Raw genomic sequence first — 13707 nt, forward strand, 5'->3', positions numbered from 1 at the left:
CGTGCTGAGACCGACTCGCCGGACAGCCGGCTGCCGTTAGCGTTCACGGCCAGAGCGCGTCCTTGTTCGCTACACCCGAAATCAGGTAATCTTAAGGTTTGTATGCGGAACGCACATACAAAGTGCCTCACTGATGGTCATAGAGGACATGAGACGAACCATGCGAAGGCAGACAGAAGCCGCGGCTTCACACAGGCAGCCAGGCAAACACAGGAAGGTGCCTATCTGGCTTATCGCCGTGCTTGTCGTCGCGTTCACGGTATGCGGCGCTGGCTTTGCAGTGCGGGCAGTCCAAACGCACAAAGCCCAAGTGGCCGCAGCCGAGGCCAAGGCGGAAAGGGAAAAACAACTTAGAGAACGGAAGCGCAGTGTCCTGGAGCGCACGTTCAACCGATGCGTTGGGTTGACGAATAAGGGCGATGCCTTCAACAAAGATGAACTCACACTGACGGACGGCACCGCCACACTGACGCTGATATCGCCCAACACCCCTCTTAACAACTACGAGACATACAAGTGCGTCGCCGAATCGTCCGGCATGCCGGAGGCAACCAAAACGAAGATCGGGCAGACAAACGGGTTTTCCGGGATGCGGTCGGATTCCTGGGACAATCTAGAGGCGACCTGGTCATATAACGGCGATTCCGGGCTCACGCTTATCCTCGAACGCAAATAACCAATTGATACCCAGATGACCGGCCCCGCTTCGGCGGGGTTTTTTACGGGGACTTTTGTCACACAAATGTCACCCAAAATCGACTTCCGGAAGAACCGGCGAGGTAAAGGAGAAGCCCTGCAGCCGTTGTGGCCGTAGGACTTCCGTGTGGTGCGCCAGACAGGATTCGAACCTGCAACCTGCTGATCCGTAGTCAGCTGCTCTAATCCATTGGGCTACTGGCGCATGTCATCTCGAACAACTTCTTGCTTTTGACAACTCATATATATTACCGCATTTGGCACTGCCGTCCAGCCTGGTGTGTCGCCGCAGTTCGGCTGTCGAACTGCGGCGACACCCGGTCGGCTGTCATGCAACAGTCAGCACCACTTGTCCGTTCTGGGAGCGCACGCCCTCTCCCCTGCCCAGGCATCCGGTGAAGTCGCGGCCATCGGAGGAGACGATGGTCACTTGATCACCGTTACGTTCAGCGGTGAAGACCACATCATCGCCTGCCTCGTCACGAACGCGCGCCTCGGCCTTACCATCCTGAGCCAGGAAAGCTGAGACCGTGGCATCCGTTCCGTAGGCATATTCAGTGCTGGCTTGCCCCTGCCTGGTAACCAGTACGGTTCCGTCACGGACCCAGAGCGGTACGGTATCGAAGCCTTCTCGTCCGCTCATCCAGTGACCTGCCTCTCGGCAATCCTCCTGCTCACCGGTGAACCAGTTGGTCCACACGCCCTTGGGCAGGTAGTACTCCACATCTCCGGAGTAGGAGAAAACAGGGGCCATCAGGAGGGAGGAACCCAGCATGTACTGTCTGTCGCAGTCCAGAGCTGTCCTGTCTTCGGGGAATTCCATGAACATGGACCGCATGACGGGCTGCCCATCCTCATGTGCCTCAAGTCCGAGCTGGTAGAGATACGGCATCAGTGAGATTTTCAGCCTGGTGAATTTCCTCAGCACACTGACGGCGGTCTGCTCAGGTGGATTGACTACACCGCGCCGCTCATCCTCCTGGTCAAAGAGCCAGGGCACCCGGTAGACGGTGGAACCGTGCAGGCGGGAGTGGGATGACAGGAGGCCGAAGGCGATCCAGCGCTTGTAGACCGCCGGATCGGGATGGGCGCCTTCGAAGCCACCGATATCGTGACTCCAGAATCCGAAGCCCGAGCTGACCAGGGACAGTCCGGCCCGCAGTGTCTGGGCCATGCCGTTGAAGGTCGACTCGCAGTCGCCACCCCAGTGGACCGGCTGCTGCTGCCCGCCGACGGTCGCCGACCTGGCGTACAGGCAGGCCTGCCCCTTGCCCTTCACCTCTTCGATGGCCTCGAAGACGGTATGGTTGTAGAGCTGGGTGTACCAGTTGTGCATGGAGGCCGGGTCCGATCCATTGAACCAGACCACATCCGAGGGGATACGTTCGCCGAAATCGGTCTTGATGGCGTCGACCCCCTGGGCGAGGAGGGTCTTGACCTTCCCCTTGTACCAGTCACGGGCGGCGGGGTTGGTGAAGTCCACCAGTCCCATGCCGGCCTGCCAGAGGTCCGTCTGCCAGATGTCACCGTCCGGTTTGCGTACCAGGTAGCCCTTGTCCGCTCCCTCATCGAACAGGATGCTCTCCTGCCCGATGTAGGGGTTGATCCAGGCGCAGACGTGCAAACCCTTGTCTTTGTGGAGGCGGCTCAGAGTCCCTTCGATGTCGGGGAAAAAACGCTTGTCCCATTGGAAGTCCGTCCAGTGGAACTCACGCATCCAGTAGCAGTCATAGTGGAAGACGCTGAGCGGTATGTCCCTTTCGGCCATGCCGTCGATCATGGAGGTGACCGTCTGCTCGTCATACTTGGTGGTGAACGAGGTGGTCAGCCACAGTCCGTATGACCAGGCCGGAACCTCGGCGGGCCTGCCGACCAGGGCGGTGTACCGTTCCAGGATCCGCTTGGGGTCTGGCCCCGAAATCAGGTAGAAGTCAATGGCCTCACCGGGGACGCTGAACTGGACGGTCTCCGTGTTTTCGGAGGCCACCTCGAAGGAGACATGCCCCCTGTTGTTGACCAGGACCCCATACCCGTTGCTCGTCATGTAGAACGGGATGTCCTTGTAACCCTGCTCGCTCGCAGTACCGCCATCCTCATTCCAGATGTCGATGGTCTGGCCGTTCTTCACATACGGGCCGAAGCGTTCTCCGAAGCCGTAGACCCGCTCCCCCACCTCCAGTCCGAGCTGGATGGAGGTGAAGACCGGTGACTCGTCGTAGGCCTGGGCCGTGGGCGAGACACCGAACTCCCCCACCGGCTGGGTGGACACCGCAGCATCCGGGGTAAGGAGGAACCTGGCCAGGGACTTGCCCCTGGCGTGGGTCAGTTCCTTCTCGCCGCAGCTGAAGGTCATGTCGAAGGAGTCACCCTTGGTCATGGTCAGGCTCAGGTCGCCGCTGGTCAGGCAGACGGTGGCCCCGTCCTGACCGATTTCCCCGTCCCCGGGGCCCTGCGCGCTGGCGGTTATGCTCCCCGCATCCGCCTCCTGCTCATTGACAGGGAAACCCGGGCAAATCCGGCTCCCCTTCCAGTGCGAGGCCTGGACACGTATGACCCCCTCGGCGGGTGACGATGCGTGAATCCGGAAGGTAGGAAGATTGAGCGTATCAGCCCTGTCATGAATCACCCTCGTGGCGGCAAGCACATCTATGCTCTTGCCGTCATCGCCCACCGATAGTTCGTATGGCGAACGGGCATACAGAGCTTCGACCCCTGGCCTGGCCAGCCAGTATCCATTGGTGAATTTCATCTTATTTCACTGCTCCTGTCGTAATACCCCTGGAGAGGGTGCGCTGGAATATGAGGTAGAAGATCAGCGTGGGTACGATGCTGATCAGGGAGGCCGCCGCCGTGGTGGTCACATCCATGAGCCTGTCTCCGGTCAGCGAGGCGATGGCGATGGGGACGGTCTGCTTGGAGTTGTCAATCAGGAAGGCCATGGGAATCATGTACTCGTTCCATGTCCAGATGAAGAAGAAGACCAGCATGACGCTCAGTGTTGGCGTGGATATGGGGAAGACGATGTCCTTGAGTATCTTCCACCTGCTGGCCCCATCTATGGTCGCAGCCTCCAGGATGGCCTTGGGGAAGGTCCCATAGACCGAGGAGAGCAGATAGGTACCGAAGGCACTCTGGATGACGGTGAAGATGATGACTATGGCCCATTGGGAGTTGTACAGCCCCATGCTCTTGAACATCATGTAGAGCGGGTAGAGCAGGGCCTCCTGGGGCATCATGTTGGCCAGCATAATCAGGAGGACGATCCAACGCCGCCCCTTGACCCGGCCGATTCCGAGCGCAAAGGAGTTCAGCACTGAAAGGACGACCGCCAGAACCGACACCAGACCGCTGATCCAGATGCTGTTCCAGACCTTCTGGGGGAACCTGACCCTGGTCCAGAACTTCTCCAGTCCGGCCAGACTGAATTCACTGGGCCATGAGAGCGGACCCGAGGCGTTGTAATCCGCCGCGGTCTTGAAGGCGTTGAGAAGGAGTATGAAGAAGGGGAAGAGCATGATCAGTCCACCGACGATCAGCAGGGCCAGGATGACCCAGTCCCCTACCGTCCGGTTCTTCCTTGCCTTGGGAACGGTGATATGTGCACTCATGGCTTACTCCTCATCCTCTTTCTCAACCCGCTGCTGAAGGTTGGTGAAGACTATCGATATGACGATGATGACCACCGTCAGGGCCGTGGCTATGGCCGCTCCGTACCCCACCTGCTGGGATTGGAAGAACTGGGTGTAGGAGTAGTAGGAAGGCACGATGGTGCTGTCGCCAGGACCACCCTTGGTCAGCATGTATACAGGGGCGAAGACCTTCAGGGCCGCGATGGTGCAGGTGAGCGCGACCACGAAAATCTCGGGCTTGATGGCCGGCAGCGTGATGACCTTGAATCTCTGCCACCAGTTGGCCCCATCCAGGCTGGCCGCCTCATAGAGTTCCGGATCGACCCTCTGCAGACCCGACATGAAGATAACGAGCGGGTAGCCCAGCTGGATCCAGATCATGATGACCATGAGGAATATCAGCGCCGTATCAGGAGACCCCAGCCAATTGTGCTGGAAGCGACCCAGGCCCACCCCCTCAAGAATCGCGTTCAACGCCCCGTTCTCCGGCCGGAATATCCACCCCATGACCAGGGCCGCCACGGAGATGGGCAGGAGCTGGGGGAAATAATACACGGCCCGCATGGTCGAGGCGGTCTTTGCCCCAAAGCGCTTCTGCACCACGTCGAATACCAGGGAGGCCAGAACCAGGCCGACCAGGATGGGAATGACCACCATGGCCACAATCATCCAGATTGAATTTCGGAATGAGGCCCAGAAGGTGGCATCCCTCATCAGCCTGGACCAGTTGTCGAGTCCGATCCAGCGAGGCGGCCGTATGCCGCGGTAGTTGGTGAAGCTCAGATAGATGTTCCACAGGGCCGGAATGATGATGATCCAGAGCAGGACCGCTAGGCCCGGTATCAGGTACCACCAGAAACGGCTTGACGGATTGCCCGGTATCCGGGACATCCCGCGCTCTTCGTCGGTCCTGGAGGGGGCCGACTTCGCGCCTTTCTTTCGAGATCGCATTTCTCACTTCCTCTTGCACGATTGCTGCTCGGATACTGGCCCGCAAGGCCGAGGACCCGCTCCCTTGCGGAGGCAGGCCCTCCGGCCGAATGCTGCGGGATGGTCCGGCGAATAAACCAGACTCTTGTTGGCGGTTCAGCTGGTCTGAACCGCCCAGCGACTACTGCTGCTTCACACCTGACGTTTCAACACCCTTGTCGTACTTGCCCTGGAATTCCTTGAGCACGTCCTTGGGGGCCTTGGTCCCGTTGACCAGTTCCTGCAGGCCCGCGTTCAGCTCGTCGTACAGGGTGGACGTGGGCCAATCGGGATAGTAGCCCAGCCGATCATCCTTGATGACCTCATTGAACCCGGCTATCAACTCCTTGCTCTTGGGATCGGTGATCTTGTCGGGGTCGGCGGCAATGGGCAGACCGCCGGCATTGCCCATCAGGTTCTGATTTTCCTTGGTCAGGGTCATGTTGATGAACTCCGCGGCGGCGTCCTTCTTCTTGGAACGCTCGGGAATGACCCAGATGTTACCGGATCCACCGGGGATCTTCTTGGACTCCGGGAAGAGACCGACCTGCCATTTGAGGTCGGGGACATCACTCTGGAAGCGTCCGAACCACCAGGATCCGGAGAAGAACATGGGATAGGTGCCCTTCATGAAGTTCTGCCCGGCATCCTCGGCCTTGAGACCGGTGGAGTCCTTGCTGATGTACCCCTTGTCGACCCAGTCCTTGATGGTCTCGGTGGCGTAGGTCATGGCAGGCCCTTCCCAGTCGACCTTGCCATCATAGCGCTGGTAGGCGTCAATCAGCTTGGAATCCGCCTTCTGCAGGACCAGCTGCCACCAAAGATGCTGAAGGGGATATTCGGCCACACCTTCGGACAGGGGTGTTACACCATTCTCCTTGAACTGCTGCATGGCCGATTCCAGCTCGGCCATGGTCTCGGGGATGGCGATGCCGTACTTGTCGAACATCTCCGTGTTGTAGTACATCATCACCTCTTCGCCGTAGGTGGTGATGCCGTACCAGTCGCCGGACCCCATGACGCCCTTTTCGTCATACTTCCCCGGCACGGCCAGGGAACCGGTGATCTTCTTGTCCCAGTTGTACTTCTTGACGTAATCATCGAGGTTGGCCAGAAGCCCCTGGCTCGACAGCAGACCTGCCGTGGCGTTGCCCTTGTTGTACTCCATGACATCGGGGGCGTCATCGGAGTTCAGAATCTGGCTGGCATTCTGCCGGATCTGTTCGAAGGTCTTCTTTTCGAAGTTGACCTTCACGCCGGTCTTCTTCTCGTAGTCGGCTATGGCCTGCTTCCAGGCCTTGCCCTGGGAGCCGTTGTCCTCCTCGTAGTACCAGATCTTGATGGAGTCCGGGTGCTCCTCCTGGGCGCTGTCACTGCCGCCGCAGCCAGACAGTGTCGCAAGTCCCACGAGACTTGCCACAGCCGTTGCCGCCGCCATGATTTTTTTAGACACCTTCATAGGAGTCCTCTCCTTTCAGCCTCTTTGCTTGATGGTCGTTCGCCATGAACAACCAGTACTTAATTTATTCATTGCACTATTATCGACCGACTATTTCGATAATTTTCGATAAGGAGCTTCTATTTGACCGCCGAAAGGCTCATCCTCTGGTGGAAACAGGCCCGACAGACCCCCGCCGCAGGTAATTCGAGGGAATCAGTTCAACGGACCCAAGGCTCAGATTGCGCCCCTCAAGCCGATCCATGAGCATATCCACCCCACGCGAGCACGTCTTGTTGGGCTGCATGGGGATTTCATCGATGGGCCGCTCCATAACCGACGCATTGCCGAAGGTGCTCAGGGCCAGGAGCGATACATCGCCGGGGATGGATTTTCCGCGCCTGGATAAAGAGCCGATGACGTTATTCATATGGCTGATGTTGGTCTGGGCCATGATCGCAGTAATCCCCGGTGTCGCTTTATACGCCTCAGCGATGACCTCCTCTACGTGCCTGGCGTCATCCCCGGTGGAATACCTGAAATCCAGGTGCACCCCCAGTACCTTTGCGCGCGACTCGATGGCCTCCCTTGTCCTGACGAGGAAGTTGGAACCGAACCGGTAGCTCTCCTCACTGGCACCGATAAAAAGCACCTCCCTGTGCCCCAACCGGTAGAACTCATCCATGGCCATCCTGCCCATGGACTCAAAGTCCATGTCCACGGAAACGACATCGGCATGATTCTCGGCACAACCGATTGAAACATAAGGCACCATGGAGGTCCGAGCATGCGCCACCCGTTCATCGTCGGTGTTGACGTCCAGCAGGAGAACTCCATCAACCATGCCGCTGTACGACATGCGCAGAAGCTCATCCTCCTCGTTCTCATCCGTCAGCAGGACCACGTTGTAGCGATATCGGCGAGCCCTGGCCACGACGGCGAAGAAGAAGGTGGCGTAGTTGCTGTAGTCGGTATAGCTGTGCATGGGGGAACTCAGGGCAATCAACCTGGTCCGCGCCCCCTGCCGAAGCATGACCGCCCCCTTCTTCGGGCGGTAGTCCAGAAGACGTACAGCCTCCAGGACCCTCAGCTTGGTCTCGTCGCTGACCCGACGCTTTCCTGAGAGAGCATACGAAACGGTGCTGATAGAGACTCCAGCTTGAGCGGCAACGTCTTTGATTCCGGCCACGTGACCTCCTGCAACAAGGGGAAACTGGGCATGAACCAATATAGCATTGGTCACCGGTGACCTTGCCGGCCCGCCTCAGCCGGGTATGCGGCAGGCCATCAATCAATCAGGCTACCGACGTATCAGGGCCTGGGACCGCTCGAAAGCCAGAGCAGGTATTCGATATTGCCGTGTGCTCCGGTAATGGGCGACGGTATCCGCCCCCTGACTTCGAAGCCGGACTCCTCGGCACACCTGGTCACACGCTCCACAGCCTGGACACGACGATCCTCCTCGGTGACCACGCCATGGTGGCCGAGGAGCGTTCTGCCGACTTCGAACTGGGGCTTTATCAGGAGGAGGCAGTGGGTATCCGGGGCAACGAGGGCCGGCAGGACGGGAATCACATAGGTCAGGGAGATGAAGGAGACATCAGAGACCACATAGTCCGGCCGGTAGGGCAGATCGTCAGGTCCGACATCGCGGATATTGACGCCGCTCATCTCAAGGACCCTGGAATCCTGGGCAATTCGGTCAATCAGCTGATCCTGCCCCACATCCAGGGCAACCACCCTGCTAGCCCCCCTGCGTAGAAGGAGATCTGTGAAACCACCGGTTGAAGCACCGATGTCCAGACAATGACGGCCTTCCGGCCCCGGTAGCCCCATGGGTTCGAAGGCTTCAAAGGCACCGGCCAACTTATAGGCACCACGGGAGGCATAGTCGGGCCCCTTGTCGACCTCGATCAGTTCGCCTGTCTTCACCTTGGTCGACGGCTTTGTGCAAACGGTGCCCGAGAGGCGCACCGATCCGTCCTGAATCAACCGTTGGGCCCTGGAGCGGGAATCCGCAAGTCCCAGATCCTGGATGGCACGATCCAGACGACCCGGTTCTACGACCTGGGCACCCGACCCCGCATCTTCCAAGGATTCGGTGAAATCAGTCCTGACCATGCAACTCCTTCTGGAGTGCGGCAAGGGCACTCTGATATACCTTGACCTGTTCCTCAAGACCCAAGTCATCAATGTGGTCCAACTCGGGGAATCGCCCGACCAGCTCCTTCATGGCCGTAGCATTCTCCCCGCGGGCCGTCGGCTCCTGCGATGAGGAGGCATCGACCCATCCGGCTTCACCGGCAGCTCGGGCCATCATTTTCAAGGGGGTAGCCTTGCTGCCACCCTGGTCGGTTCCCTGGTTGTCCATATGGTCAGGCACCGATTCTGAATTGGGGAAGACCCAGGTCGTGCACATCGTGCCCCTGGTCCATGTACTCCCAAACGGCGCAAGCACTGGCCCGAACGGCATCCAGATCCGTCCTGGGATCGTAGGTGATCTCGACATCATCCTGTGCCTCGGAGGAATGCAGTTCCACAGTCCCCTCCCTCAGAACAGCCGCGGCGCGCCCGCAATGCCATATCTGATCGGCAGACTTCTCGGGGGCTGCGTGCGGCGTAACCAGCCCGAGCAGGTCAGCGCTGATGTAGGTGGGACGATATCTGGGCTCAGCCAGGATGATGGACTCGACACTGGCCACGCCGGTCAGAACGACCAGGGAATCATACCCGCCCCGATTGGCCGCCTCGATATCGGTATCCAACCGGTCACCAACCGGTAGGCACTCCTTGGCGGGAATCGGCTCGGCTCCGTCGGCCAGCATCTGTCGGGCCTCGTCATACATGGCAGACTCGGGCTTGCCGGCCGAAGCCTCCGGTGACTTGCCACTGGCGATTGCCACCGTTTCGACCATGGCACCGTTCCCCGGGGCTATACCCCCCTCCCGAGGGATGGTCCTGTCCATGTTGGTCGCAAAGAAGCGGGCACCCTGCCCGACGGCGTAAGCGGCTTCCGCCAGCTCTTCCCAGTTCTGTTTGGGGTTCCAACCCTGAATCACGGCTTCGGGATGGTCGCTTGCCGCATCCACCACTTCCAGCCCGTTGGCCCTGACCTCCTCGCGGAGATGGTCTGCGCCGATGACCAGGACCTTGGCCCCCTCATGGAGATTATGGCGAAGCATCCTGGCAGCGACAATGGAGGAGGTGACAATCTGACGGTCATCGAGCTCCAGCCCGAATCCACGTAACTGGTCCGCCACGACTTTCGGGGTTCTTGACGCATTGTTGGTGGTATAGGAAATGGTCATCCCCTGCGACTCGGCCTGGGATATACCCGTGGCCGCATTCCTGATGGGGTCGGCACCGCGGTAGACCACACCGTCCAGGTCCAAAAGGGCCAGACGGTAGGTCCGGGACGGTGAGGTCTCGATACCTTTCAGGAATACGGTCATCGATCAATCCTCCCAGGTCTGGCCCATTTGGCCTGCATCGTCTGAGGCCTGATCTTCCAGGACTTCATCGGCAACAGGAGCCTGGGTGGCGCCCAAGCGCTCAGGATTGCCGTCAATCTCTGCATCGTTCTGTTTCTTGCCCTGACCGGCAATGACCGAAGGGATCCAGCCGACCTGGGCCGGGATGACCTCGGGTCGGACGGTATCCTGACCCCAGACGAAGGCGCCGGACCGCTGCGAATCCAGCTCATCCAGATAGTCGCCTTCACTTGGATCGATGGAGAGTTCCTCCATCATCGAGTCATCCAGATGTTCCAGGTCATAGTCAATCAGAATCTCCTTGGGGGGAGCGTCCGGGTCCTCTTCCTCGTCGGCGTACTGTGCCTCGAGTTTCTCCAGGAGAGGCTCAAGCTTCAAGGCATCTTCGGACCTTCCGGCCTGATCCAGGAAATTCTGCTCAGCCTGGACAGCGCGCATCCGGTAGTCCCCGCTCAGCCCTCTGGCCTTGACCAGTGCCTGAACGGTTTCAATGGCCTTGTCCCACAGACCCAGATCGCCAAGGGCACCGGCATAGACCAGGAACATCTCGACCTTTGACTCACCCGTCAGTCTCTGCGCCTCTTCCGAGGTGGCTTCTTCAATGGCCTTGCGGGCATTGCCCAGTCCCCGCTCGCAGTCCGCTATGAAGGGAAGATAATCCTGATACCCGTTCATCCGATAGGCTGTGCGGAACTCCTTCAGGGCCAGCTTGTAGTCGCCCTGCCTGTATGCCACCAGGGCCAGGGTCTCCCGTGCCAGGTCAATCCTGGAAGCCTGCCTGGCAGCCCACTTGGCGTGGTCCAGCGCACCCTCCGGATCGCTTTCCTCCAGGGCGTAGGCGGCCAGGACATGCAGGCCTATGTTCTCGGCATGCTCCTTGCTCAGACCGCGCAGACGCTCACGTTCATCCTTGGAGAGCATGGACCACTCAAGGCCCTTGGGCATTTTCGGCTCGCCCGGACGGCGGTCCGTATACGGATTCTGCGAGGGATAGGAGATGGTTCCGTCCGAATTGCGGCGGGCCTGGTCATATCCTTCGTGGCGGTCCCGCTGATAGAAGCCCCTGCGGTTGTCGCCGCGATCGTTTCTCCGATCATAGCCACGGTTGCCGCCACGGTCGTCGCGCCTGTTGTAGCCGCGCTGGTCCCTGTGGTCACCATGGCGGTCGAAGCCGTTGTCGCGGCGCCGATCGTCGTTTCGATCCCGGCGACCCTCGCCGTAGCCGCCGGACCTGCGATTGTCGTAACGATCGTCGCGGCGCTGATACCCACGGTCATCACGACGCTGGTGGTTGTCATCCCTGCGACCATAGGTACGGCCATTCCCATGCCTGTCATCACGGCGGTCGTTGCGGCGATCATTGCCCCGTGAATATCCGCGGTTGTCGTCCCTGCGGAATCCACCCCGGTCATCACGACGCTCGAACCTGCGGTCCTGGCCCTGATGCCCGTCTTCACGGCGCCTGTCATCCTGACGCCGATCGTCTCGGCGTTGATACCCACGATCCTGACCCTGTCGACGGTCATGGAAGCCGCCGCCACGGTTGGAGCCGTACCCGCCACGACCACCGGAACGGCCACGGTATCCGTCGCGATCCCTGTTGTCGGAGCGGTAGCCCCCGCGGTCATCACGATTATCCCTGTTCCGGAAGTCCCGACGATCGTCACCATCGCGGCGGTCGTACCCCCTGCGATGGTCGTATCCGCCATGACCGTTGCCCTCGTTGCGGCGACCCTGGTAGCCACCACGGCGGTCACCATCCTGCCGGCGGTCACCATACCCGGAGCGCCGATCATCACGACGGTCATGGTCGTTATGGCGGTACGAACCCTGCCGGTCATCGCGCCTGCGGTCACCGCCCTGGCCCTCCTGCCGGTCACGATTGCCGTGGAAGTCATCCCTGCCGTGACGGAACCCGCCTGAACGGGAACCTCCGCGATAGCCGCCACCCCTGGAATCCGAGGACCCGTGGCCCTTGTAGCCGCCCTTGCCGCGGTAGCCCGAGTGCTGGCCGCCGGAGCGGAAACCTCCCGAGCGAGGGCCGTCGGAGTGGCCCCGGTCGTTGCGGGAGTGATTGTATTCTTCTGCCATCTGTGTCCTTTATTCCTACTTGGCGGCCTGGCGTTCGAGAGCGCCCAAGGCCTTCTTTCCTCTGCGAATCAGGGCAAAGCGCCCATGCAGAAAGTCATTCTCGTCCAGGACCATGTCCTGGTCCTCCACCCGCTGATTGTTCAGATAGAGACCACCCGACTTGATGGTCTTCCGGGCCTCGGATACCGATTTGAAAAGGCCTGCACCAACTCCGGCCTCCGCTACGCGCTGTCCAACCTGAGCGGCGGCGAAGACCCGACTACCGTCGGCTCCCTCCACCTTGAGGCCGTCCAGGGCGCTGTCGAGCACATCTTCGTCCAACTCCTCCAGGGTCTTTCCACGGCCAAAGAGGGCACCGGAGGCATCAATGGCCCCCTGGGCGGCATGATCGCCGTGTACGTAGCTGGTGACCTCCCAGGCCAGGACCTTCTGGGCCTCGCGGGCTCCAGGATTGGCGGCCACCTCACGCTCCAGTTCCTCGATCCTGGTCTTGGGGAGGAAGGTGAAGGTCTTCAGAAGCTTGACCACCTGGTCGTCGGGCTGGTTGAACCAGAACTGATAGAAGCGGTAGGGACTGAACATGGTCGAGTCCAACCAGACGGCGTTCCCTTCGGACTTGCCGAACTTCTTGCCCTGGGAATCCGTAATCAGTGGGCTGGTCATGACATTGACCGAGGCTCCACGAACCTTGCGGATCAGGTCGAGCCCGGAGGTCAGATTCCCCCACTGGTCGCTTCCACCCAGCTGAAGGGTGCAGTGGTAGCAATCGAAGAGCTCCAGGAAGTCATTGCCCTGCAGAACCTGGTAACTGAACTCTGTGAAGGAGATCCCCTCGTCGGAGTTGAGCCGGCGCGCCACGGTGTCCTTGGCCAGCATGGTCCCCATGCGGAAGTTCTTGCCCACGTCACGCAGGAAGTCGATGACGCTCATGGACCCGGTCCACTCGAAGTTGTTGACGAAACGGACAGCCTGCTCGCCCTCGGTATCCAGGAAGCGGCCAATCTGCCTGCGCAGGCGCTCAGTCCACTCGGAAACGGTCTCCTTGGGGTTCAGCGTCCGCTCCCCCGACTGGCGGGGATCGCCAATCAGCCCGGTGGCACCGCCGACCACGGCTATGGGATGGAGACCTGCGGCTTGGAGGTGACGCATGTTGAGCAGCTGGACAAGATTACCCACGTGAAGGGAGGGGGCGGTCGGATCGAATCCGCAATAATAGGTCACCGATTCATCGCTCAGGGTCTTCTTGAGCTCGGCCTCATCCGTGCACTGGGCTATGAGACCGCGCCACTTGAGCTCGTCGAAGAGCGAGTCGAAGCCCGCTTCCTTGAAATCAGTGACCTGCGCCATGTGAGGCAACTCCCTATCAAATTATCGTGAATGTAGTCGTAACCTA

At 60.0% G+C, this 13707-nt stretch carries 11 protein-coding genes and 1 tRNA gene; 1 reads left to right on the plus strand and 11 read right to left on the minus strand.

Annotation, left to right across the window (positions count from 1 at the left end; genetic code table 11):
- Nucleotides 1-133 precede the first annotated feature (133 nt).
- Nucleotides 134-676 carry a hypothetical protein gene (locus H3V08_RS03675; protein ID WP_198181630.1) on the plus strand — a complete coding sequence of 181 codons (543 nt, stop codon included), beginning with the start codon at nucleotides 134-136 and terminating at the stop codon, nucleotides 674-676.
- 148 nt (nucleotides 677-824) lie between these two features.
- Here H3V08_RS03675 and H3V08_RS03680 read toward each other — a convergent pair.
- The 11 genes from H3V08_RS03680 to tyrS all read right to left on the minus strand — a co-directional run bounded on the left by H3V08_RS03680 (nucleotide 825) and on the right by tyrS (nucleotide 13661).
- Nucleotides 825-901 (minus strand) — tRNA-Arg (locus tag H3V08_RS03680).
- A 123-nt stretch (nucleotides 902-1024) separates the two neighbouring features.
- On the minus strand, nucleotides 1025-3445 hold the full coding sequence (yicI, locus tag H3V08_RS03685; protein ID WP_198181631.1) for an alpha-xylosidase: 2421 nt from the start codon (nucleotides 3443-3445) through the stop codon (nucleotides 1025-1027).
- A gap of 1 nt (nucleotide 3446) precedes the next feature.
- Nucleotides 3447-4304, minus strand: a complete 858-nt coding sequence (locus H3V08_RS03690) for a carbohydrate ABC transporter permease (protein ID WP_198181632.1) — start codon at nucleotides 4302-4304, stop codon at nucleotides 3447-3449.
- Between the two features lie 3 nt (nucleotides 4305-4307).
- The gene (locus H3V08_RS03695; RefSeq protein WP_045921369.1) at nucleotides 4308-5276 is read right to left on the minus strand and encodes a carbohydrate ABC transporter permease; all 969 of its coding nucleotides are present in this window, start codon (nucleotides 5274-5276) and stop codon (nucleotides 4308-4310) included.
- Nucleotides 5277-5436: 160 nt separating this feature from the next.
- Nucleotides 5437-6753 carry an ABC transporter substrate-binding protein gene (locus tag H3V08_RS03700; protein WP_198181633.1) on the minus strand — a complete coding sequence of 439 codons (1317 nt, stop codon included), beginning with the start codon at nucleotides 6751-6753 and terminating at the stop codon, nucleotides 5437-5439.
- A 139-nt stretch (nucleotides 6754-6892) separates the two neighbouring features.
- The gene (locus H3V08_RS03705) at nucleotides 6893-7921 is read right to left on the minus strand and encodes a LacI family DNA-binding transcriptional regulator (protein ID WP_198181634.1); all 1029 of its coding nucleotides are present in this window, start codon (nucleotides 7919-7921) and stop codon (nucleotides 6893-6895) included.
- A gap of 122 nt (nucleotides 7922-8043) precedes the next feature.
- Nucleotides 8044-8853 (minus strand): TlyA family RNA methyltransferase, encoded by an 810-nt coding sequence (locus H3V08_RS03710; protein WP_198181635.1) that lies wholly within the window; start codon nucleotides 8851-8853, stop codon nucleotides 8044-8046.
- The gene (locus H3V08_RS03715; protein ID WP_198181636.1) at nucleotides 8840-9103 is read right to left on the minus strand and encodes a hypothetical protein; all 264 of its coding nucleotides are present in this window, start codon (nucleotides 9101-9103) and stop codon (nucleotides 8840-8842) included. Before H3V08_RS03715 ends, H3V08_RS03710 begins: the two co-directional genes overlap by 14 nt.
- A gap of 4 nt (nucleotides 9104-9107) precedes the next feature.
- Nucleotides 9108-10184, minus strand: coding sequence for an HAD-IIA family hydrolase (locus H3V08_RS03720; protein WP_198181637.1), 1077 nt, complete (start codon nucleotides 10182-10184; stop codon nucleotides 9108-9110).
- Between the two features lie 3 nt (nucleotides 10185-10187).
- Nucleotides 10188-12314: a tetratricopeptide repeat protein gene (locus H3V08_RS07505; protein WP_232340108.1), complete on the minus strand. Its 2127-nt coding sequence runs from the start codon at nucleotides 12312-12314 to the stop codon at nucleotides 10188-10190.
- A 15-nt stretch (nucleotides 12315-12329) separates the two neighbouring features.
- Entirely contained in the window at nucleotides 12330-13661 is a 1332-nt protein-coding gene (gene tyrS / locus H3V08_RS03730; RefSeq protein ID WP_198181638.1) for a tyrosine--tRNA ligase, read from the minus strand.
- Nucleotides 13662-13707 lie beyond the last annotated feature (46 nt).

This window comes from Bifidobacterium sp. M0307 (genome assembly GCF_016100445.1).
Classification (GTDB): Bacteria; Actinomycetota; Actinomycetes; order Actinomycetales; family Bifidobacteriaceae; genus Bombiscardovia; species Bombiscardovia coryneformis.

Excerpts from the sequence above, each read along its gene's own strand:
- H3V08_RS03675 (WP_198181630.1), top strand. The coding sequence starts at position 134 with ATGGTCATAGAGGACATGAGACGAACCATGCGAAGGCAGACAGAAGCC.
- yicI (WP_198181631.1), bottom strand. The coding sequence starts at position 3,445 with ATGAAATTCACCAATGGATACTGGCTGGCCAGGCCAGGGGTCGAAGCT.
- H3V08_RS03690 (WP_198181632.1), bottom strand. The coding sequence starts at position 4,304 with ATGAGTGCACATATCACCGTTCCCAAGGCAAGGAAGAACCGGACGGTA.
- H3V08_RS03695 (WP_045921369.1), bottom strand. The coding sequence starts at position 5,276 with ATGCGATCTCGAAAGAAAGGCGCGAAGTCGGCCCCCTCCAGGACCGAC.
- H3V08_RS03700 (WP_198181633.1), bottom strand. The coding sequence starts at position 6,753 with ATGAAGGTGTCTAAAAAAATCATGGCGGCGGCAACGGCTGTGGCAAGT.
- H3V08_RS03710 (WP_198181635.1), bottom strand. The coding sequence starts at position 8,853 with ATGGTCAGGACTGATTTCACCGAATCCTTGGAAGATGCGGGGTCGGGT.
- H3V08_RS03715 (WP_198181636.1), bottom strand. The coding sequence starts at position 9,103 with ATGGACAACCAGGGAACCGACCAGGGTGGCAGCAAGGCTACCCCCTTG.
- H3V08_RS03720 (WP_198181637.1), bottom strand. The coding sequence starts at position 10,184 with ATGACCGTATTCCTGAAAGGTATCGAGACCTCACCGTCCCGGACCTAC.
- H3V08_RS07505 (WP_232340108.1), bottom strand. The coding sequence starts at position 12,314 with ATGGCAGAAGAATACAATCACTCCCGCAACGACCGGGGCCACTCCGAC.
- tyrS (WP_198181638.1), bottom strand. The coding sequence starts at position 13,661 with ATGGCGCAGGTCACTGATTTCAAGGAAGCGGGCTTCGACTCGCTCTTC.